17 protein-coding genes are annotated in these 20598 nt (G+C 64.6%); 3 read left to right on the forward strand and 14 right to left on the reverse strand.

What is annotated here, in order from left to right:
• Positions 1-240: 240 nt before the first annotated feature.
• A complete protein-coding gene (locus HK353_RS11015) occupies positions 241-2862 on the reverse strand; it encodes a hypothetical protein (RefSeq protein ID WP_173156099.1) in 2622 nt (873 codons plus the stop codon).
• 337 nt (positions 2863-3199) lie between these two features.
• On the opposite strand from HK353_RS11015, the gene acs reads away from it, so the two are divergent.
• On the forward strand, positions 3200-5137 hold the full coding sequence (gene acs, locus HK353_RS11020) for an acetate--CoA ligase (protein WP_173156101.1): 1938 nt from the start codon (positions 3200-3202) through the stop codon (positions 5135-5137).
• A gap of 179 nt (positions 5138-5316) precedes the next feature.
• Positions 5317-5724 carry a phage holin family protein gene (locus tag HK353_RS11025; protein ID WP_173156103.1) on the forward strand — a complete coding sequence of 136 codons (408 nt, stop codon included), beginning with the start codon at positions 5317-5319 and terminating at the stop codon, positions 5722-5724.
• Between the two features lie 79 nt (positions 5725-5803).
• Here the strand turns inward: HK353_RS11025 and HK353_RS11030 are convergent, their stop codons facing one another.
• Together HK353_RS11030 and nth are read right to left on the reverse strand one after the other, a co-directional pair.
• Positions 5804-6535 carry an NUDIX domain-containing protein gene (locus HK353_RS11030; protein WP_173156105.1) on the reverse strand — a complete coding sequence of 244 codons (732 nt, stop codon included), beginning with the start codon at positions 6533-6535 and terminating at the stop codon, positions 5804-5806.
• Positions 6532-7308: an endonuclease III gene (gene nth, locus HK353_RS11035; RefSeq protein ID WP_173156107.1), complete on the reverse strand. Its 777-nt coding sequence runs from the start codon at positions 7306-7308 to the stop codon at positions 6532-6534. The genes HK353_RS11030 and nth overlap by 4 nt, the downstream gene beginning before the upstream one ends.
• Positions 7309-7551: 243 nt before the next feature.
• Between nth and HK353_RS11040 the strand changes: the two genes are divergently transcribed.
• Entirely contained in the window at positions 7552-8229 is a 678-nt protein-coding gene (locus HK353_RS11040; RefSeq protein WP_173156109.1) for a cyclic nucleotide-binding domain-containing protein, read from the forward strand.
• A 300-nt stretch (positions 8230-8529) separates the two neighbouring features.
• Here HK353_RS11040 and HK353_RS11045 read toward each other — a convergent pair whose 3' ends face one another.
• The 11 genes from HK353_RS11045 to HK353_RS11095 form a co-directional block, all read right to left on the reverse strand.
• Positions 8530-9294: an MBL fold metallo-hydrolase gene (locus HK353_RS11045; RefSeq protein WP_173156111.1), complete on the reverse strand. Its 765-nt coding sequence runs from the start codon at positions 9292-9294 to the stop codon at positions 8530-8532.
• The gene (locus HK353_RS11050) at positions 9291-10262 is read right to left on the reverse strand and encodes an NUDIX hydrolase (RefSeq protein ID WP_173156113.1); all 972 of its coding nucleotides are present in this window, start codon (positions 10260-10262) and stop codon (positions 9291-9293) included. Before HK353_RS11050 ends, HK353_RS11045 begins: the two co-directional genes overlap by 4 nt.
• On the reverse strand, positions 10252-10725 hold the full coding sequence (locus HK353_RS11055) for a RidA family protein (protein WP_173156115.1): 474 nt from the start codon (positions 10723-10725) through the stop codon (positions 10252-10254). The genes HK353_RS11050 and HK353_RS11055 overlap by 11 nt, the downstream gene beginning before the upstream one ends.
• Before the next feature lie 49 nt (positions 10726-10774).
• The gene (gene sp36 / locus HK353_RS11060; protein ID WP_009883339.1) at positions 10775-10930 is read right to left on the reverse strand and encodes a Sp36 family protein; all 156 of its coding nucleotides are present in this window, start codon (positions 10928-10930) and stop codon (positions 10775-10777) included.
• Positions 10931-11209: 279 nt separating this feature from the next.
• Entirely contained in the window at positions 11210-13558 is a 2349-nt protein-coding gene (locus tag HK353_RS11065) for a transglycosylase domain-containing protein (RefSeq protein WP_173156117.1), read from the reverse strand.
• Positions 13559-13613: 55 nt separating this feature from the next.
• Complete coding sequence (locus HK353_RS11070; RefSeq protein ID WP_173156119.1) at positions 13614-14561, reverse strand: metallophosphoesterase; 948 nt, start codon at positions 14559-14561, stop codon at positions 13614-13616.
• A gap of 85 nt (positions 14562-14646) precedes the next feature.
• A complete protein-coding gene (locus HK353_RS11075) occupies positions 14647-15555 on the reverse strand; it encodes a metal ABC transporter permease (protein ID WP_101547215.1) in 909 nt (302 codons plus the stop codon).
• A complete protein-coding gene (locus tag HK353_RS11080; RefSeq protein ID WP_173156121.1) occupies positions 15552-16421 on the reverse strand; it encodes a metal ABC transporter ATP-binding protein in 870 nt (289 codons plus the stop codon). Before HK353_RS11080 ends, HK353_RS11075 begins: the two co-directional genes overlap by 4 nt.
• A gap of 2 nt (positions 16422-16423) precedes the next feature.
• Positions 16424-17494 carry a metal ABC transporter solute-binding protein, Zn/Mn family gene (locus HK353_RS11085; protein ID WP_173156123.1) on the reverse strand — a complete coding sequence of 357 codons (1071 nt, stop codon included), beginning with the start codon at positions 17492-17494 and terminating at the stop codon, positions 16424-16426.
• Between the two features lie 408 nt (positions 17495-17902).
• The gene (locus tag HK353_RS11090; protein ID WP_173156125.1) at positions 17903-18955 is read right to left on the reverse strand and encodes an aspartate-semialdehyde dehydrogenase; all 1053 of its coding nucleotides are present in this window, start codon (positions 18953-18955) and stop codon (positions 17903-17905) included.
• Complete coding sequence (locus tag HK353_RS11095; RefSeq protein ID WP_173156127.1) at positions 18952-20277, reverse strand: aspartate kinase; 1326 nt, start codon at positions 20275-20277, stop codon at positions 18952-18954. The genes HK353_RS11090 and HK353_RS11095 overlap by 4 nt, the downstream gene beginning before the upstream one ends.
• Between the last annotated feature and the right edge of the window lie 321 nt (positions 20278-20598).

Genomic DNA, 20598 nt, shown 5'->3' on the forward strand with positions numbered 1-20598 from the left:
CCGAGCCTGGACCCGCTCGGCCGTCACCGGCCAGACCGGAGCACCACCCTGTGGATGAGACGACGAAGGGGCGCCCCCTGTGAGGTTGAGTCACAGGAGGCGCCCCTAGTGGCAGCCAGTGGCCTCCGCCCACGTCAGCCGCGGTGGTCCGCCCGGCCGGTCGTATCATGTGGTGCCGGTAGGCACCGATTCGACCGAGGTCTGTCCACAACGCTGACGTGTGAGTGGATTCCGGTCGGATCAGCCGCGCTGGATTCCTTCGATATTGCGCAGGAGTCCCGTGGTGCTGCCGTCGGAGTCGCGGACCTTGAACCAGGATCCGTTGTCTTCGAGGCTGAGGTACCAGTCGCCGGGGTAGATCGTGAACACCGGCATTCCGGTGGTCTCGTCTACGGCTTCGCGCGGTTCGGGAACGGCGAACCAGAAGGCCTGGATGATGGGGCGTCCACCGTCCTGGTTCTCAGCCTGGCCGTTGTCCTGATCGGCGCTCCGTCCGTCGTTCGGCGCATCACCGGACCGGTTCTGCCCCGCGTCGACGGGCACCGGCTGGTTGTCGACGGCCGTCTGTGCCATGGTCTCGTCGTTCGACCTCTCCGCGCCCCCGTCGGTCTCCGGCCGGTTGGCGTATTCGGCCACGGGAACGTACTGAGTCGGCTCTTCGCTTTCGGGAGCGGTGGTCCGCTCCGAGCCGACTGACGGCTCCATCACAGCGGTCGCCTGTTCATCGTCGCCCGCGCCCGTCTTGCCAACTGAGGTGGGTTCGTCATCTGACACGACATTGTCGTCGGCCGAGGTGCTGACGACGGTGGCTTCGGTGGAGCGGATGTTGGCGTCATCGTCCGGACCCTGCGCCGTGGTTCCGTCGGTCGATGCCGGGGAATCCGATGGCGAAGCGTTCGACTCCGCATTTGCCGAAGCCGCGTTCTCCGGTGCGTTTCCTGTCGAAGACCGATCGGCTTCGGTCGAGGCCTGTGCAGCCGAGTTCGCGCCGGTGACGGTCGCACCTTCGGCGGCATTCGTGTCGGACGATTTGGCGTTGACCTTGGAGACCAGGTCGCTGCTCTCAGCCGGTGACACCACTGCGGGGGTCTCGGCCGACGTCGCCGAGGCGGCCGTGGACCCGTCCGCGGACGTGTCGTCGTTCGCTTCATCCTTCTGAGCCGCCGACCCGGTGTCGGTTGATTCCGCACCAGGAGTCGGTCCCGCACCGGGAGTCTGTTCCGCGTCGGACTCCGTTTCGGGAGCGGCGTGGCGGCCACGGCGACGTTCGGAATCCGAATGCGCGGCAGCGACGCCGGCGGCACCGGCACCGATCACTCCGGCACCTGCGGCAGCGGCCGCGGCTCCCGAGTGTGACTTGTCATCTGACTGCGTGGGCTGAGCGTCAGACGCTGCGGGCCGGGTGTCCGACTCACCAGTCTGGCTTCCCGCAGCTGCGGTCTGGTCTCCGGCCGCATCGGTCTGCGGCTGACCGGCTCCGACACCGAATGCCTGAGTCGGTTCGCTCTGCGAATGCTGTGGGGCGTCCGAATCGTGACGACCCAGATAGGTCTGTCCGTCACCGGTGCTGTGCACCGGTCCGTCGGCCGAGGCCTGGTCCGATGCCGCAACCGCGGATTCGGGCGCAGCGCCCGCGTCCGAGGTGCCTGCAGCAGGGGCTGCGGCGAAGAAGCTGGCCGAACGCTCGGAATCCTGCTCCTGCGGCGGAGCGTAGGGGCTGGGCTGGTTCTGCTGGTCGGCGGGCTGATCCTGCTGGGCGGGAGCGGCGAACTGAGTCGGCTGCTCCGAGCTACCGAACGGACCCGGCTGACCGAACTGGTCGTGTCCACCCTGCTGTGCAGGCTGACCAGGCTGTCCGGGTCCGCCGAACTGGTCCTGCTGTCCGGGTCCGCCGAACTGATCCGGCTGACCGGGTCCCGCCTGTCCTCCACCGGCCGGAGCCGCGCCGGGGGGTGCGAATCCGGGTGCACCGGCGCCCGGGCCGGCAGCACCGGGCACATTGGCCACGGGTGCCGGGTGCTGAGTGTGCTTGGTGACAGGGCGAGCCTTCGGATGGGTTTCGATGTCCTCGCGGCCGGCGAACTCCTTGGCGAAGAACGGCAGCATCGTGAATACTCCGGCGAAGAACGCGATGAGGCCGGCGAAGAACGTCAGGTACGAGCCCACATGCCAGTACACCGCCGAGGTGAGCAGATCGATGAACACATAGGTGAAGGCGATCGCCGAGAGCACGGAGATGAACTGGTCGAAGCTGAGCGATCCGACCCGCAGTCGGCTGTTGCCGAGCTTGTTGACGAGCACGGCCGCCACGATGAGCAGAATCGTGAGCACTCCGAATACGAGCGCGCCCATGTCCGCAACGTTCCAATGCCACAGGGTGACCGTCTCGCTGCCGACGCCGTAGCTGTAACCCCGGTAAGGCACGAACAGCGCGATGAAGGCGAGCAGACCAGCGAACAGAAGGAAGAGGTCGCGCAGAGTCAGCGGGCCGAGGATCCCCGGGCCGGTCTTCCGCTTCGGTGCAGGCGCCTGACCGAACTGGCCCTGTCCCGGAGCCGAACCATAGGGTCCCGGCGCCGATCCGTACTGACCGGGAGCAGAACCGTACTGGCCGGGTCCCGAACCGTACTGGGCCGGGGCCGAACCATAGGGACCTTGTGCGGCGGACTGTCCCGGTGCCGAACCGTAGGGTCCCGGTCCCGAACCGTAGGCCGGGCCGGGCGCCGAACCGAACTGTCCCGGTCCCGAACCGTAGGCCGGCGGCTGACCACCGGGCTGCTGCGCGTTCTGGCCCGGGTGCTGCGGGGGCTGATCCTGCCACGGCTGTGGTCCGGACCCGGTTGGATGCTGCGGCGAACTCATCGCTGACTCCAGTCGATCTCGGGGAAAAGCTAACAGTGTTTCCGTGTCCGCGCGGGATGGATCCCGACAGACTCTGACCCCATCCTTGCAGAACACAGGCCTCCTGTGCACTCATATGCGCATTCTCAGACACGTCGAAAACTCCTCAATCCCCTGCCGAGGCGGCCCTTCCGTCGCCGCGCAACCATCGAAATGATGTGAGCCATACCACGACAAATACGCGGTGGCTACCCCCGATTTCCCCGTTCATCGAGTGAAACAGCTCTCCCCAGCCCCCGACCACAGGTATACAGTGCAACTAGAATTTTCGATCCACCAACGAAGTCGGAGGGAAAACATGACCGAAACCGCTGCTGACCAGACCGAGACGTTTGCTCCACCTGAGCAGTTCGCGGCCGCAGCCAACGTCAAGGCCGATGAATACGAACGCGCCGAGGCGGACTACTTGGGCTTCTGGGCCGAACAGTCCCGTGAGCTCGTCGACTGGCACAAAGACTTCGACGAGATTCTCGATTGGACGAACCCGCCGTTCGCGAAATGGTTCGTCGGCGGAAAGCTCAACGTCGCCTACAACTGCCTCGACCGTCACGTCCTCGCAGGCAACGGCGACCGGGTAGCCATCAACTTCGAAGGCGAACCGGGCGACTCCCGCACCTTCACCTATGCCGAACTCCTCGCCGAGGTGTCGAAGGCGGCGAACACGCTGACCGACCTCGGAGTGAAGACCGGCGACCGGGTGGCCATCTATCTACCGATGATCCCCGAAGCAGTGATCTCGATGCTCGCCTGTGCCCGCCTCGGTGCGGCGCATTCCGTCGTCTTCGGCGGATTCTCCGCCGATGCTCTGCACTCGCGCATCATCGACGCCGAAGCTCGCGTCGTCATCACCGCCGACGGCAGCTACCGCCGCGCCAAACCCACGAGTCTCAAGCCGGCCGTCGACGAAGCGATCGCCCAGGGCGACACTCCCGTCGAGCACGTCCTCGTCGTCAAGCGCACCAGTCAGGACGTCGACTGGGTCGAAGGCCGGGACCAGTGGTGGGAGGACTCCGTCGGCCAGGCAAGCGACACACACGAGTGCGAATTCTTCGACTCGGAGCACCCGCTGTTCATCCTCTACACCTCCGGTACGACAGGAAAGCCCAAGGGCATCCTCCACACCACCGGCGGCTACCTCACTCAGGTGCTCTACTCGATGAAGGCCGTCTTCGACATCAAACCCGAATCCGATGTCTTCTGGTGCACCGCCGACGTCGGCTGGATCACCGGTCACTCCTACGTCACCTACGGCCCACTGGCCGCCGGCACCACTCAGATCATCTACGAAGGCACCCCCGACACCCCGCATCAGGGCCGCTGGTGGGAGATCATCGAGAAGTACAGAGCCACGATCCTCTACGCCGCTCCGACGGCGATCCGCACCTGCATGAAATGGGGCGAAGAGATCCCGGCGAAGTACGATCTGTCCAGTCTGCGCCTGCTCGGCAGCGTCGGCGAACCGATCAACCCCGAGGCCTGGCGCTGGTACCACCGTGTCATCGGCGGTGAGCGCTGCCCGATCGTCGACACCTGGTGGCAGACCGAGACCGGGGCCCACATGATCGCGCCCCTGCCCGGCGTGCTCTCAACCAAGCCCGGCTCCTCCCAGCGTCCGATCCCCGGCATCTCCGTCGACGTCGTCGATGATTCGGGAGAGAACCCTGCAGGTCCCGAAGGCGGCCTGCTCGTCATCCGCCGTCCGTGGCCGTCGATGCTGCGCGGGATCTGGAAAGACCCGGAGCGCTTCAAGGAGACCTACTGGTCCCGGTTCGAGGACACGTACTTCGCCGGTGACGGAGCCCGCCGCGACGAGGACGGGGACATCTGGTTCCTCGGCCGCGTGGACGACGTGATGAATGTGTCCGGTCACCGCCTGTCCACTGCGGAGATCGAATCCTCGCTCGTCGCCCACTCCAAGGTCGCCGAGGCGGCTGTGGTCGGCGCCGCCGACGACACCTCCGGTCAGGCCGTCGTCGCATTCGTCATCGTCTCCAACGGCGTCGAGGATTCGCCCGAGACCTCTGAGGAGCTGCGTCAGCATGTGGGCAAGGACATCGGCCCCATCGCGAAGCCGAAGAAGGTCCACATCGTCACGGACCTGCCCAAGACCCGCTCGGGCAAGATCATGCGTCGCCTGCTCAAGGACGTTGCCGAGAACCGCGAGGTCGGCAATACGTCGACCCTCGCTGATGCCTCGGTGATGGATCAGATCGAAAAGTCCATCACAGGATCCTGAGCCCCTCGCTCTGAGGCCGAAATCGGATGACCCGTCGGTGACAGATGACCCGGCCGCACAACGGCCGTCGTCCGGATCCGACGGGTTTTCCCGGTTCCCCGCCGATTCGCCTTTGGCCGCAGAGCCCGTTCAGACTACTCTTAAGTTAGATTGTCCTCGTTCTCGATTTAGGAGCTCTCATGGCCGAACGGTCCATCAGCGAACTGATCAAAGGCATCAGCGACGATTCCAAAGCGATCGCCGAAGAAGAGATTGCCCTCGCCAAGGCCGAGGCCACTGCCGGTGCGAAGAACCTGGGCATCGGGGGCGGACTGGCCATCGTCGCTCTCTTCCTGCTCTTCCTGTCCTCGTTCATGGTGATCTTCGCCGGTGCGGCAGCATTCCATGAGGGTCTGGGCTGGCCGTGGTGGGGCAGCTTCCTCATCGTCTTCGGCATCCTCGCCGTCATTGCGATCATCCTCGTCCTTGTGGCCCTCCCCCTGTTGAAGAAGGGCAATCCGGTTCCGGGCACCGCGATCGGTTCGGCCAAGTCGCTGGTGGCATCGGTCAAGCGCGCAGTGAAGAACCCCTCGGGACCCAGGTACTGACACCTCTCCCAATCTGAGAACCGCGGCAGGAACAAAGGCGGCGCCGGACATGAAGTCCGGCGCCGCCTTCGCATCTGCTTCAGAAGTCGATGGCGATGGGAGCCTTCTTGTCCCAGTCGCCGGCCCAGCCGAGGTGGTCGAGGGCGAAGTCGAGGATGCCGGCGGTGAAGCCCCACACCTTGAGGACTCCGACGTCGAAGGCCGGGGTCGAGATCTTCAGATCGGGACGGGCGAAGGTTCCGCGGTTGGCGGGGGCGACGAGGTCGGCGATGGCCACCCGATAGACGGAATAGGACTCCCGCTGATCCATCACCTGGACTTGGCCCGGCTGACGCCAATAGCCGATGACCGGAGTGACCTCGAACTTCGAGACCGGGATATAGAGCGGGTCCATCTCTCCGAGAACTTCGACGGTGTCCGGTGGGATTCCGGCTTCTTCCTCCGCCTCACGCAGCGCGGCGGCCGCCATGGAATCGTCTTCGGGGTCACGACCGCCTCCGGGGAAGGCAACTTGTCCGGGATGATGGCGCAGGGTCGCGGCCCGCTGGAGCAGAACGATGTCGACATCGGCGACGCCGAGTTCGGCCAAGCGCGATGCTTCTGCCCCTCCCGCTTCGGTGCGAGGCTCTCCCCCACGCCCGAAGAGCAGGAGCACGGCGGCGTCACGGGCGGACTGCTCGGCGGCGTCCTTCTGTCGACGCAGCCACAGCGGGGACCCGTGCGAGGCAGCGAGGTCTTCGAGCTGCCCGCGCAGGGCCCCATCGGCGATCGTCGCCGATTCGGGTGGAAGGTCGGGGATTCGGGCGCTCACTGTCCGTCCTCGGCAACAGCCTCCTCGGCGGGAGCGGCCAAAGGCGCCATTTCGAACCGAAGCATGGCACGGGCCTTGTCCGGGTCGAGTTCCCCGATCCCGAACGATGGGCACAGCGCCGTCAGGGGGCAGGCTCCACAGGCGGGCTTGCGGGAATGGCAGATGCGGCGGCCATGGAAGATCACCCGATGCGAAAGCATGGTGAGGTCCTTCTTCGGGAACAGGGCCGCGATCTCGTGCTCGGCCTTGACCGGATCGGTCTCCTCGGTCCAGCCGAAACGGCGGGCCAGCCGGCCCATATGTGTATCGACGGTCAGCCCGGGGGTGTCGAAAGCGTTTCCAAGGACGACGTTCGCGGTCTTGCGTCCGACTCCGGCGAGCCTGACGAGCTTGTCCAGCCTATTCGGCACCACGCCGTCGTATTCATCGACGAGTTCATTCGCGAGCTTGACGATGTTGCGGGCCTTGGCCCGGTAGAACCCGGTGGAGCGGATGTGCTCCTCGACCTCGATGAGATTGGCCACGGCCAGGGCGTGAGCATCGGGGAAAGCGGCGAAGAGGCTCGGGGTGACCGAGTTGACACGGATATCGGTGGTCTGGGCGGAGAGAACGGTGGCGATGAGCAGCTGGAACGGAGTCTCGAAGTCGAGCTCGCATCTCGCGTTCGGATACACCTCGGCGAGGATGCGATGGATCTTCCGCGCCCGGCGAATCCGGCCCAGCGGGGTCTCCTTCGCGAACTTCCGCGCGCTCTTCTCTGCCACAGTCAACACGACTCACCATCCTAATCCGTGCCCTGTCATTCCGCAGTCATGCCGGTCACACCCGCGGAACATGTTCGCGTCCGGATCTGCGCACCTTGTTCTGGCCGGCTGCGGGAATGGTGTGGACAGGAGCCGTGTTGGGCGGTGCGGGAGAGGTTTTCGTACTGATGGGCCACACTCCCGCGTCTTTGCTGGTATCGATGCAGATGACCAGGTAGATTTGTGTGTGATTATCACGACAAGGAGGAACCAGTGGATATTGAAGTGGTGCGGGGCGCGACGCTCTTCGCAGGTCTGGACGATGAAGCCACCAGTGCATTGATGAAGTTCATGAACCCGCGGAGTCTCCGTCGGGGAACCGTGCTCTTCCATGAGGGCGATGCCGGTGACGAGCTCTACATCGTCTCCTCGGGCAAACTCAAGATCGGCCGTGAGTCCTCCGACGGCCGTGAGAACCTGCTGTCCGTGGTCGGCCCCGGCGAGATCATCGGTGAGCTCAGCCTCTTCGATCCGGGCCCGCGTTCGACCTCTGTCACTGCCGTCTCCCAGTCGGAGTTGCTCAGCCTCAAGCACGAGGACCTCACCACCTGGCTCAACGATCGCCCGCAGGCTGCGATGAACCTGCTAAAGGCACTCGCTCAGCGTCTGCGCCGCACCAACGAGACCGTCGGCGACCTCGTCTTCTCCGATGTGCCCGGCCGTGTCGCCAAGGCTCTGCTCGACCTCGCCGCTCGCTTCTCGAAGCCCGCTCCCGACGGTGTGCTCGTCGCTCACGACCTCACACAGGAAGAGCTGGCTCAGCTCGTCGGTGCCTCTCGCGAGACCGTGAACAAGGCGCTGGCCGACTTCGCCGCCCGCGGCTTCATCCGTCTCGAGGCCCGCGCCGTCGTCATCCTCGACATGGACCGTATGCGCAACCGCGCCCGCTGATCCTCCTCGCGGCTTCCAAACCGCCACAGCGCACAAACGCCCCAGCCGATTCGGCTGGGGCGTTCGTCCTGGCCGGGCAGGTGTGCGACCTGGTTAGTGCTCGCCGTCTCAGGGGCTGTCGCGTCAGGTGTGGGAGCCTTCGTACTCGGGTTCGGATCCAGTCATCGAGTTTGAACTCGATGACTGGATCCGAACCCGAGTCGTGAGTGGTGTGTCATCCAGCTAGACCGGAGACGTCGCGCGCCAGGCACCGCGGCCGGGCACTCAAGGCGCTTGCAGCTGCGACGTCAGCGGCGGGACTCAGGCGTCGGCGGCGGGCAGAGCGTCGAGGTAGGCCAGCTGGGCCTTGACGATCTGCTCGGCCGCCGGCCGCACGCTGTCATCGACGTCGTGGTAGACGATGTCACAGACCTCCGAGGCGGTGCTCGCACCCTGCTCGAGTGCCGCTTCGACCTGCTCGATGCGTTCGAGTCGGTGGGAACGGTAGTAGTCGATCACCTCGGCGGGGGCGTCGATGCGCTCGCCGTGGGCCGGCTCGATGATCGCGAACTCACCGGCGTCGAGCAGTTCTCTCAACCGATCGAGGGAGTTCAGGTAATCACGCAGCGAACCTTCAGGGTGGGTGACGATCGTCGTCCCCTCCCCCAGTATCGTATCGCCGCTGTAGAGAGCTCCGGAGTGGATGAGGCTGATGCTGTCGCTCGTGTGGCCAGGGGTGGCGACGACGCGCAGAACATCCGCCGGGGTGCTGCCGAAGGCGATCTCGTCGCCGTCGACCACGGGATCCGTGTGCCGCGCGAAACGCTCGAGCTCAGCGTAGACGGGAACCTCGGGGGCCCACTGGTCGATGCTTCCGAGCATCTCGGAATGGTCGGCGTGCTGGTGGGTGAGAACGATCGCCGCCAGATCACGGTCGGCCACCTCCGAGAGGAAGGCTTCACGATGATCGGCCATCTCCGGGCCCGGATCGATGACAACCGCGGACGTGTCATCCTGGCTGGTGAGCACGTAGGTGTTCGTACCCGTCAGGGTCATCGGGCCGGGGTTGTTCGCACGGATTCTCATGAGTCGTCGTTCTCCTCGTCTGTCGTTTCGTCATCGTCACCGCTGAATGTCAGGAAGCCGGGGTTCTGGTCGGTGTCGGTCTCGCCGACGGCCACGGCCCGGTCGCGCAGGCTGCCCTTGCTGTGGGGATCCTTGCCCGTGTGGATGACGACCTTCCAGTCGCCGTCGTCATCGACGATCTCCGGACGCAGCGGGTGAAGGTTGCGGATCTGCGCCATGGCCGCACCCACGGTCGGGACCTCGGCGAGGCTCTCGACGATGATGCGGGCGGCCGCGCTGATGCGGTTGGGGTCTCCACCCACCTCGGCGAGGATCTGTCCGGGGCGTTTCCATCCGGCGGAGGTCTCGTTCGGTGACAGGAAGTCGACTTCCTGGCCGAAGGGGACGGTGGCGATGAAGTAGGTGGTGTCGAACCGGTGCAGCTGGGTGGGAGTGTTGATCCAGCGCAGCCACGGTTTGCACAGATCGGGACGCAGCCGCAGGTCACGGTCGCGTAAGACCTGCGACCATGACACTTCGTTCGAGAACAGCCTCGATCGGGTGGTGTGCCAGTCCGTCTGCGGTGTGGCCACGATCTCCCGGTCGACATCCTCGGCGAGCAGGATTCCGGTGGCGGCGAAAGTGATGCGGGCGGCCGCGGAGAAATGGTGGAGGGCGCGGGATTTGTTCTCGATGCTCAGCGCACGCGCGCACCGGGACGAATTCCATCCGGCCAGAGGCAGCTTCCGCACATCTCCCGGGCGCAGGCTGCTGGTGGGAAATGCCCACCGGTTACGGTCTTCGACGCCGCGGGCGTCGAGTTGCCGGGTGATGTAGAGTTCCAGCCCGTCCGCGGAGTCCCGGATCAGCACGATCGCCGAGGTGGGTCGCGGGGCCTCCGGCACGGGCCACCGTCCGTCGGACTGCCAGTGGTCAAGCAGCCACCGCAGCTCCGACGAGACGGGAAGTGTGCGTCCGCTAAGCGGCATCGCCTGAGACCTCGACGATGACCTCGACCTCGACGGGCGTGCCCAGCGGCAGAGTGTTCACACCGACCGCGCTGCGGGCGTGCTGCCCACGGTCGCCGAAGATCTCACCGAAGAGCTCGGACACGCCGTTGATGACGGCCGGCTGCTGGGTGAAGTCGTCGGCGGAGTTGACGAAACCGGTGACCTTGACGACGCGCACGATCTTGTCGAGATCGCCGATGACTCCGGCGATGGCGGCCAGAGCGTTGAGCCCGGCGGTGCGTGCCAGCTGGTAGCCGGTGTCGAGGTCGACGTCCGTGCCCAGGTGACCGGTCGCAGGCAGCTTGCCGTCGACGACGGGCAGCTGGCCCGAGGTGTAGACGTAATCGCCGGTACGCAGGGCGGGGACGTAGGCGCCGGCTGGTGTGGCGATCTCCGGCAGTTCGAGGCCGAGTTCGTTCAGGCGCTCAAGGGTCTTCGACATTGTTCTTCTTTCGGTGGGGGTGAGGTGTCTGCGGTCCGGCCGGTTCAGATCACTCTTTGGGGCGTTTGAGGTAGGCCACGAGTCCGTTGTTGTCGGGGCCGGGGACGACCTGCACGAGTTCGTATCCGTCCTCGCCCCACTGGTCGAGGATCTGCTTCGTCGCGTGGACGATGAGCGGCACGGTGACGTATTCCCACTTGGTCATGGTTCTCCTCAGTTGTCGGTGCGTCGCCGAGGCGGTCCGGGTGATCCGGTATGACCAGGCTTTCCTGGTGCGGTCGACGACGCTGGTCCGTTCCCCACACTAGCCCAGACTGGGCACGCTGGGCACCTGTGTTCCGTGGGCGGCGGTCACGGCTGATTCGCTGTGACGACACCCGTGAAAGTGAGACAGCGAAGGCGGGGAGGATCTGGTCCTCCCCGCCTGCACCGGGACGTTCTCCGCTGGGTTCTATCGGCCTGTCACGACCGGCATCTCATCGGCTCAGTTGCCGCCGAGGCCAGGAGCCTCGCCGCCGCCGTCACCACCGTCGCCGTTGCCGCCGCCTCCGTTGTTTCCGGAGTTGCCGCCTCCACCGCCGCCGGTGCCGCCGCCGCCACCGGTGCCACCGCCTCCGTTGTTTCCGGAGTTGCCGCCACCGGTGCCACCACCGCCTCCGCCGGTGGACGAACCGCCGCCACCGCCGGAGCCGCCGCCGGAGAAGTACTTGCTGCTGGGCTTCGGGAACCCGGTGTTGCCCTTGGTCTCCTTCACCGCCTGGCTCATGTATGCCTGCCAGGTCTTACCGGAGATGGTCGCACCGTAGATGTGGCCTCTGACGGCGCCGGCGCCGTTGGTGCGCCAGTCGCGAGTACCCCCCGGATCACCAGTCCACACTGCTGTGGACAGGGTTTTGGTGAACCCGAGCAGCCAGGTGTGGCCGACCTCGAAGTTCGTCGTGCCGGTCTTGGCGCCTGCCGGAACTCCGATCTTCAGCGAGCTCGTCGTACCGCCGTTGAACGTCTGAGTCAGCGCGTAGGCGACGCCCTTGGCCACTTCCTTGTCGAGCACTCGCTTGCAGCCTTCGCCAGGCAGGTCGAGTTTCTCGCCGTTGCGGTCCTTGATCTCGATGATCGGCTTCGGTCCGCAGAATTCGCCTTCGTTCGCGAAGGTGGCGAACGCCGCGGCCATGGCGATCGGGGTGGTCTCCGTCGTACCGAGGATCGACGACGGTGACAGGGCTTGGATGAAGCCGGACTTGTCCTTGTAGTCGAGCGCCTCTCCGCTGCCATAGCGGATGCCGAGGTCCATCGCGGTGTCCAAGACATCACACATGTTCAGCTGGTTGCCCATCGCCGCGTAGCCCGTGTTGACGGACTTCTTCGTCGCCTCCAGCGCGGTCATCGAACCCTTGCCTTCACCGTCGCCGGCGTTGTTCGGGTCCCAGTCTCCGCCCATATTCGGACAGCCCTCGTACTTCCAGGAGCTGGCAGGGAAGTTGCGCTTCGTCGCATTGACGGTGGTGTTGAGGCTCTTGCCTTCCTTCAGCCATGCCGTCAGGACGAAAGGCTTCCACGTCGAACCGACCTGGAAGCCACCGCCTCCGTTGTGCTTCTTGTCGACGGTGTAGTTGATCGAGGTCTTCTTGTTCTTGTCCTTCTTCTTGACCTCTCCCGCGGTGTATTCGCGGTTCTCGGCCATGGCGATGACTTCACCGGTTCCAGGTTCGATCGTCACCAGGGCGTGACCGGCGCCGGAGGGGTCGCCGACGGGGACGCGCTTCTTGATCTCCTTGTCCGCGATCTTCTGGATATCGGGATTGAGGCTCGTCTTGATCTTCAGACCGCCTCGTTGGAGGAAGGCCAGTCGTTCGTCAGCCGTGTCGCCGAAGGTGTCATCATTCATGATGACGTTCTGGACATAGTTGCAGAAGAATTCTGCCTTGCTCTTGGCTGCCGAACAGCCGTTCGGGGTCTCATGCAGGTCGAGGTCGAGGTCGGTCTTGACCGCCTTGTCGTATTCCTTCTGCGTGATGTGGTCGTATTTGAGCATCTGCCCGAGCACGGTGTTGCGACGCTTGAGCACCTGGTCGGGGAACCGCTGCGGGTTGAACGCCGACGGGTTCTGCACGATGCCGGCGAGCATCGCCGACTGCTGGATGTTGAGATCCTTCGCGTGGATGCCCCAGTACCGGTAGGCGGCAGCTTCGACGCCGTAGACGTTCGGGGATCCCGAGTAGTTGTTGATGTTCATGTAGCGGTTGAGGATTTCCTTCTTGGAGTACTTCTTCTCAACCGCGACAGCGAGTTTAGCCTCACGCAGCTTGCGCGCATAGCCGGCAGTGCCGTCGGACTCCTTCGCCGCTGCCACACCTTCAGCGTCCTCCTCGGCGTTCGCGTTCTCTGCCAGTACGTTCTTCACGTACTGCTGGGTCAGCGTCGATCCGCCCTGAGTCGTCGAAGACACCATGTTGTGCACCGCTGCACGAGCGATGCCCGCGATGTCGACGCCGCCGTGCTCGAAGTACCGGTAATCCTCGACGGCGATCGTCGCGTTCTGCATGTCCTGCGAGATCTCATCCAACGGCACCTCCTGGCGGTTCTGCCAGTAGAAGTCCGCGATCTCGGAACCGTCGGAGGCAAGCATCGTCGACTTCTCTCCCAGATCCTTGATCTCCAAGGTCGCGGGAAGTGAATCGAAGATCTCGACAGCGCTGTTCGCGCTGGCTGTTGCGACACCGACTCCGGGAATGGCCAGACCGGCAGCGACGATTCCCGCCACCGCGCTGACGGCCACGAACTGCATGAACGCGCCCATTTTCGTGGGTGGGGCGTTTGACTCAGGAGACACCATGGTAGCCAGTTTAACGAATTTGCCTTGTGCAAATCTTCAGAAACCGCTGAACGGGCTAGGCCTTTGCGACGAGTTCCAAGACGCTGACTTCGGGTCGGCAGGCGAAACGCACTGGTGAGTACGGTGAGAATCCGAGACCGGCGGAGATGGCGACGAGGCTCTTTCGGTACGGAAAGACTCCGCGTGCGCGTGTCCGATCGAGGTCGCAGTTCGTCACCGGCGCGCCCCAGAAGGGCACGCGGATCTGTCCCCCGTGAGTGTGTCCGGCCATGATGAGGTCCGCCCTCGCCGAGGCGAACGCCTCCAAGGTCCGCGAATACGGGGCGTGTGTCACGCCGACTTTGAGGTCGGCCTCGGGATCGAACCGCGGATGCTCGATCTCGCCTTCGCCGGGCTCTCCCCCGCTCCACCGGATCCGGTCGCGGTCGATATGGGCGTCGCCGAGCCCGGAGAAGTGGATCCGGGTGCCCTTGATCGTCAGGGTCGCCTCGGTGTTGTCGAGGAAATGCCATCCCTGGCCTCCGTCCTCGGAACTCGACGGGGATGTCGGTTCTTCGAATCCGCGGACGAGGGCCCCGACGTCGAGATCGGGGTTCACTCGGTGTTTGACCTGGGACGGCGATCGCAGATACTTCGCGGGATTCTTCGCCTGAGGGGAGAAGAAGTCATTTGACCCCAGGACGAAGACTCCGGGTGTGTCGAGCAGACCGGAGAAGACGTCGAGGACGTCGGGCACGATATCGGCCGAGAGGTTGTCACCGGTGTTGACGACGACGTCCGGTTCGAGCCGGGTGAGCGCTTTGACCCAGGAGGCACGGTGCTTCTGCCAGGGCGCCAGGTGCAGGTCGGCGACGTGGAGGATCCGGATGGATTCGGCTCCGGCAGGCAGGATCGGCAGGGTGTGGCGGCGGATGGCGAAGAGGTGGGGTTCGATGACCGCACCCCAGATTCCGGCGGCCGTGGGGGCGGCCAGAGCACCGGCGAGGAGAGCGCGCTTCTTCATTCCCCCAACTCTATCCGCTCCCAGGACTACCTGACGGCGGCCCAGCAACCTGGCGCGAGGTTGCTGGGCCGCCGTCAGGTAGCAATTAGGGGGTGGGGCTGGGGGTGTTGTGTTCTTTCGCGGCGCGGTGGGCGCGGCGACGGTGCAGGGATTTCATCCGGCGACCGCCGACGAGGCGACAGACGACGTAGATGAGGAACGAGATCGTCGTGACGAACGGGCTGATCGGGACCACCGGCGAACCGAGCGCGATGAGGATGCCACCGACCGAGGCGGTCACGGCGAAGATCACGCTGAGCACCGGAACCCACACCGGAGAGGCCGAGAGCTGAGTCGCCGCGGCGGCCGGCGTGATGAGGAGAGCGAGGACGAGCAGGACACCGACGACCTGCACACTCAGCGCCACCGCGAGGCCGAGGGTGAGCATGAAGACGATGGTGAGCACACTGACAGGCACACCTTTGGCCCGTGCCACCTCGGGGTCGAGGCTGGAGAACATGAGCGGCCGCCAGACGATCGCCAACACCACGAGTACGGCCAGCGCACAGATGATGAGGGTGAGGATCTGGCCGGGTGTGATCGCGACGATCTGGCCGGTGAGCAGCCCGAACTTGCTCGCCGCTCGCCCGTCGTAGAGGGCGAGGAAGAGGATCGCCAGTCCCAGGCCGAAGGGCATGAGGACGCCGATGATCGCGTTCTTCTCCGAATCCTTGGCCCCGCCGATGCCGATGATGAGAGCGGCGACGACGGACCCGACGATCGACCCGGTGACGACGTCGAAGCCGACGAGCAGAGCGAAGGCGGCACCGGCGAAGGAGAGTTCGGAGACCCCGTGGACGGCGAAAGGGATGTCCCGAGCCATGACGAAGACGCTGATGAGGCCTCCGACAACGCCGAGCAGCGCCGCGGCGATGAGCGAATTGGCCAGCAGCGCGACGAGTTCGCCGTAGTCCTCGAAGGTGAAGAGGTTGGCGAAGATCTCAGGAATGCTCATCGGTTCACCACCGTCCCGTCGAGGTCGAAGGAGTCATCGGGCAGGTTGTGGTGGTCGACGCATTCCTCTTCACCGCCGACGACGACGAGGCGGCCGCCGACGCGGACCACTTCGACCGGAGCTCCGTAGAGGCGGGACAGCGATTCGGTGGTCATCACCTCGGCGGGGGTTCCGATGAGGAAATGCCCGCCGACGATATAGAGCACTCGGTCGACATACGGCAGGATCGGGTTGATCTCGTGGGTGACGAAGACGACGGCGGCATCGCGTTTGACCCGCTGTTCGTGCAGCAGTGCGGCCACCACCTGCTGGTGGTGCAGATCGAGGGACAGCAGCGGTTCGTCGCAGAGCAGCACCGTGGGATCGTTGGCCAGGGCCTGGGCCACACGCAGTCGCTGCATCTCACCGCCGGAGACCGTGCCGGCGGGGGCGTCGGCATAGTCGGTGGCGCCGACGGAGGCCAAGAGGTCTTCGACCTTCTTCTTTCGTCCCCGGGACAGCAGGCCCATCCCCCACCGGTGACCGTCGATGCCCATGCGCACCAGATCGCGGCCGCGCATCGGAGTGTGCGGATCGATTCCGCGCTGCTGCGGAATGTAGCCGATGGCAGGATTGCCCTTGTGCACTTCCCGACCGCCGACCTCAGCGGTGCCGGCCGACAGCGCATTCTGTCCCAGCAGCACCTTGAGCAGGGAGGTCTTTCCCGTGCCGTTGGGGCCGAGCACGGCGAGGAACTCCCCGGGCGCGACGTCGAGGTCGAGATCGTGCCAGAGCACTCGCGGGCCGAACCGCAGTTCGGCGTCGCGCAGTCGAATCACCGGCTCCCGTCGTATTGCCGGTGCGGAAGCGTCGGATTCCTTGGCCATGTTCAGTGCTTGTGCCCTTCGAGTGCGGTTGAGATTTCGGTGATGTAGCCACCCATCCAGTCGGCGTAGTGCGTTCCCGAAGGCATGGTCTCGGCGAGGTCGACGACCGGGACGTCGGAGTCCTCAGCGGTGGACTTCAAGGCCTCTGCCTGCGGACCTGCCGCTTGAGTATTGTATCCAAGCAGCACGGCATCTCCATCGGAGATCTGCTTCTCAGCGGCCTTGAGCACCAGCGGCGGCACATCGTTGCCCTCTTCGACGGCGGCGAGGAACTCCATCGAGGTGACGTTCTCGAGCCCCATATCGTCGAACAGCCACAGCGGAATCGGTTCGGTCGCAGCGACCTTCTCGCCGCCGTGCTCCTTCTTCACCGCATCGATATCGTCCTGCAGGGCGGTCAGCTGCGCCTTGTACTCCTTCGCGTTCTCCTCGAACTCGCCCTGACGTTCGGGCAGGGCCTCGCCGAGGTGACTCGCCGCTTCGTCGACGAGCTTCGTCATCGTCGGAACCGAATACCACAGGTGTTCGTTGAATGATCCGTGATCATGGCCTTCATGGCCCTCTTCATCGTGGCCCTCTGCGGCATGTTCATGATCATGTGCCTCCTCACCTTCGTGAGCGTGCCCGCCGCCGTGGGCTTCCTCGTCGTCATGGCCGTCACCGTGCTCATGGTCGTGGGGCTCGTTGCCGAGGCCTTCCGAGCCGGGCAGGCCCGAGATCGAAACGGTATCGATGATGTCGACGTCAGTACCGGAGGCATCGAGCATTCCGGTCATGAATGCGTCGTAGCCGCCGCCGTTCTGAACCACAAGGTCGGCCTTCGACAATTTGAGACGGTCCTGCGTGGTCGCCTCGTAGGAATGCGGATCCTGGTTCGGATCATCGATGATCGGGCTCACCTCGGCGAAGTCGCCGGCCACCTTGGAGACGATGTCGGCGTAGACATTCGTCGAGGTCACCACGCGCAGAGCACCGGTGTCGGCTTCGGAGGCCTGTCCCCCACAGCCGCTGAGGACCAGCGCCGCCGAGGAGGCGATGGCAGCGGAAGTAAGAAGAATGCGCGAGGAGGTCATGAGGAGCCTTTCTAAGGCATCGTGGATGAAGCAACATCGTCGACGATACTCAGATCAGAGGCCCGCCACTAATATAAATATTTATATATAGCGAGACTTTTATATGTTCTGGCCACTTTCGACGCTTTGCACCCATACCGTCACCCGAGGTCCGCTCGTTCAAGGCGGAGCGCACTTTTCGCTCCGTGTACCGCGTGCAATCTGCGGTTGCGCTTGAACGAGTTCGACCGGCGTGCGGGAACTCTGGATAAACTAGCGTTGCCTTGAACGAGACTGCCGCTGACGGGCAGTCGAGTGCGACTGTGGGAACCAACGAACCGCCCGGAAGCGGGTGCTTCCGGGCGGTTGCGATCCGCAGCGGACTGCTGCACGTCACCGGTCAACGCCGGCGATCAGCAATCGAGTTGCTCAGGCGGCCTTCGCCTCGAGCTTCTTCGCCAGCAGGGCGGCGATCTGCACGGTGTTCAGTGCCGCACCCTTTCGCAGGTTGTCGTTGGAGACGAAGAGGACGAGTCCCTTGCCCTCCGGTGCCGACTGGTCGGCGCGAATGCGACCGACGTAGCTGTCATTCCGACCTGCGGCCTTGAGCGGGGTAGGGACCTCGTCGAGGGAGACTCCGGGTGCCTGCGACAGGATCTCGGTGGCCTGCTCGGGGCTGATGTCGGAGTCGAATTCGGCGTGGATGCTCAGGCTGTGTCCCGTGAAGACAGGCACGCGCACGCAGGTGCCGGCGACCAGAAGGTCGGGCAGGCCGAGGATCTTCCGGCTCTCGTTGCGCAGCTTCTTCTCTTCATCGGTTTCGTTCTGCCCGTCGTCGACGACCGATCCCGCCATCGGCAGGACGTTGAACGCAATCGGTTCGACGTAGTTGTTCGGCTCCGGCAGGCTCACCGCGTTTCCGTCGGTGGTGAGCTTCCGGGCATCGGGCAGACCGGCTTCGAGCTGACCGGCGAGTTCTTCGACCCCGGACAGGCCCGAACCGGACACGGCCTGGTAGGTGGCCACGATGAGGCGGCTGAGCCCGGCCTTGTCATGGAGGGCCTTGAGCACGGGCATCGCGGCCATGGTCGTGCAGTTCGGGTTCGCGATGATGCCCTTGGGCGGCTCGTCGAGGGCATCGGGGTTGACTTCGCTGACGACGAGCGGGACCTCTGGGTCCGAACGCCACGCCGAGGAGTTGTCGACGACGATGGCACCGGCGGCTGCGAAACGCTCGGCCTGCGCCTTCGAGGTCGCTCCGCCGGCGGAGAACAGGGCGATATCGAGTCCGCTCGGATCCGCCTCGGCGGCGTCTTCGACGGTGATCGGCCGACCCTTGAAGTCGATCGTCTTCCCCGCCGAACGGGCGGAGGCGAAGAGCCTCAGGGAACCGATCTCGAATCCGGGATCGTCAGCCAGCAGGTCGAGCATGACTCCGCCGACCTGGCCGGTCGCACCGACTACTCCGATATTGACGCTCATCGTCCGGTACCTCCGTACACCACTGCTTCGTTGTCTTCACTGTCGAGTCCGTAGGCGGCATGAGCGGCGCGGACCGCGTCGTCGAGCAAGTCTGCTCGGGTGACGACGCTGATGCGGATCTCCGAGGTGGAGATCATGTCGATATTGACCTGGGCTTCGCTGAGTGCCTCGAACAGGGTCGCGGTCACGCCCGGGTGGGAGCGCATTCCGGCGCCCACGACGGAGAGCTTGCCGATCTGGTCGTCGTAGCGGACCTGGTCGAAGCCGATCTCTGCCTTCACACCGTCGAGCGCTTCAAGCGCCTTGGCTCCGTCGTCCATGGGCAGGGTGAAGGAGATGTCCGTCTTCCCCGGCTCGCGGGTGGAGATGTTCTGGACGATCATGTCGATATTGGCTTCCTGCTTGGCCAGAGTCTTGAAGATCTCAGCGGCCTTGCCGGGGACATCGGGAACACCGACGATCGTGACCTTGGCTTCCGAGCGGTCGTGGGCGACGCCGGAGATGATTGCCTGTTCCATGGTGGACTCCGTTTCTGGTTCCGCTGCCGGGGTCGAGGATCCCCGGCTCTGGCGGAAGGCTTCGGGGATGGGTGAATCGGTCACCCAGGTTCCTTGGTTGCGAGAGAATGAGGACCGCACGTGCACCGGCACGTTGTAACGGCGGGCGTATTCGACGCAGCGGAGCATGAGGACCTTGGCGCCCGAGGCGGCCATCTCCATCATCTCCTCATATCCGATCTCATCGATCTTGCGCGCCGTGGGCACGATCCGCGGATCGGCGGTGAAGACGCCGTCGACATCGGTGTAGATCTCACACACATCGGCATCGAGCGACGCGGCCAGTGCGACAGCGGTGGTGTCGGAGCCGCCGCGGCCGAGTGTGGTGATGTTCTTCGCAGTCTGGCTGACGCCCTGGAATCCTGCGACGATGGCGACGTATCCCTCGTCGAGGGAGGACCGGATGCGGCCGGGAGTGACGTCGATGATTCGGGCCTTGCCGAACTGCTCATCGGTGATGACTCCGGCCTGCGAACCGGTGAAGGACTGGGCTTCGAAGCCGAGGTTGGCGATCGCCATGGCCAGCACCGCCATCGAGATGCGCTCACCGGCGGTCAGCAGCATATCGAGTTCGCGGGCGGGGGGCATGGGGGAAACCTGTTGGGCCAAGTCGATGAGATCATCGGTACTGTCACCCATGGCCGACACCACGACAACTACTTCGTGGCCGGCTTGACGGTACTCGACAATTCGTTTGGCCACCCGCTTGACCGATTCCGCATCGGCTACCGAGGACCCACCGAACTTCTGGACGACTATGCTCACTGCAGTATCTTCCTTATCGCTGATAAGTTCCGTGCCAGGCGATCGATTCCATGGTTCCAAACATGGAGGTCTCGTGCTGCATCGATCAGGATTTCAGCCGTGTCGGGCTCCCGGCACCTGAACCATTGTATGAGTTAGGTCATTTCGGTTCACCTTCGCCCGTCATTCAGACACTGCCTGACCGGGCCGAATGTCCGCACGTGCAGACCCGAGCGTTGACTGTGCACAAAGGCGAGACGGCGGTTGGTCACCGGGCGTTCAGCCCCTGCTCAGAAATCGTTATAAACGGGACGTCCGAGCTGGATGAACGGGGACGTTTGA

The sequence above is a fragment of the Brevibacterium permense genome, assembly GCF_013280495.1.
Taxonomy (GTDB): domain Bacteria; phylum Actinomycetota; class Actinomycetes; order Actinomycetales; family Brevibacteriaceae; genus Brevibacterium; species Brevibacterium permense.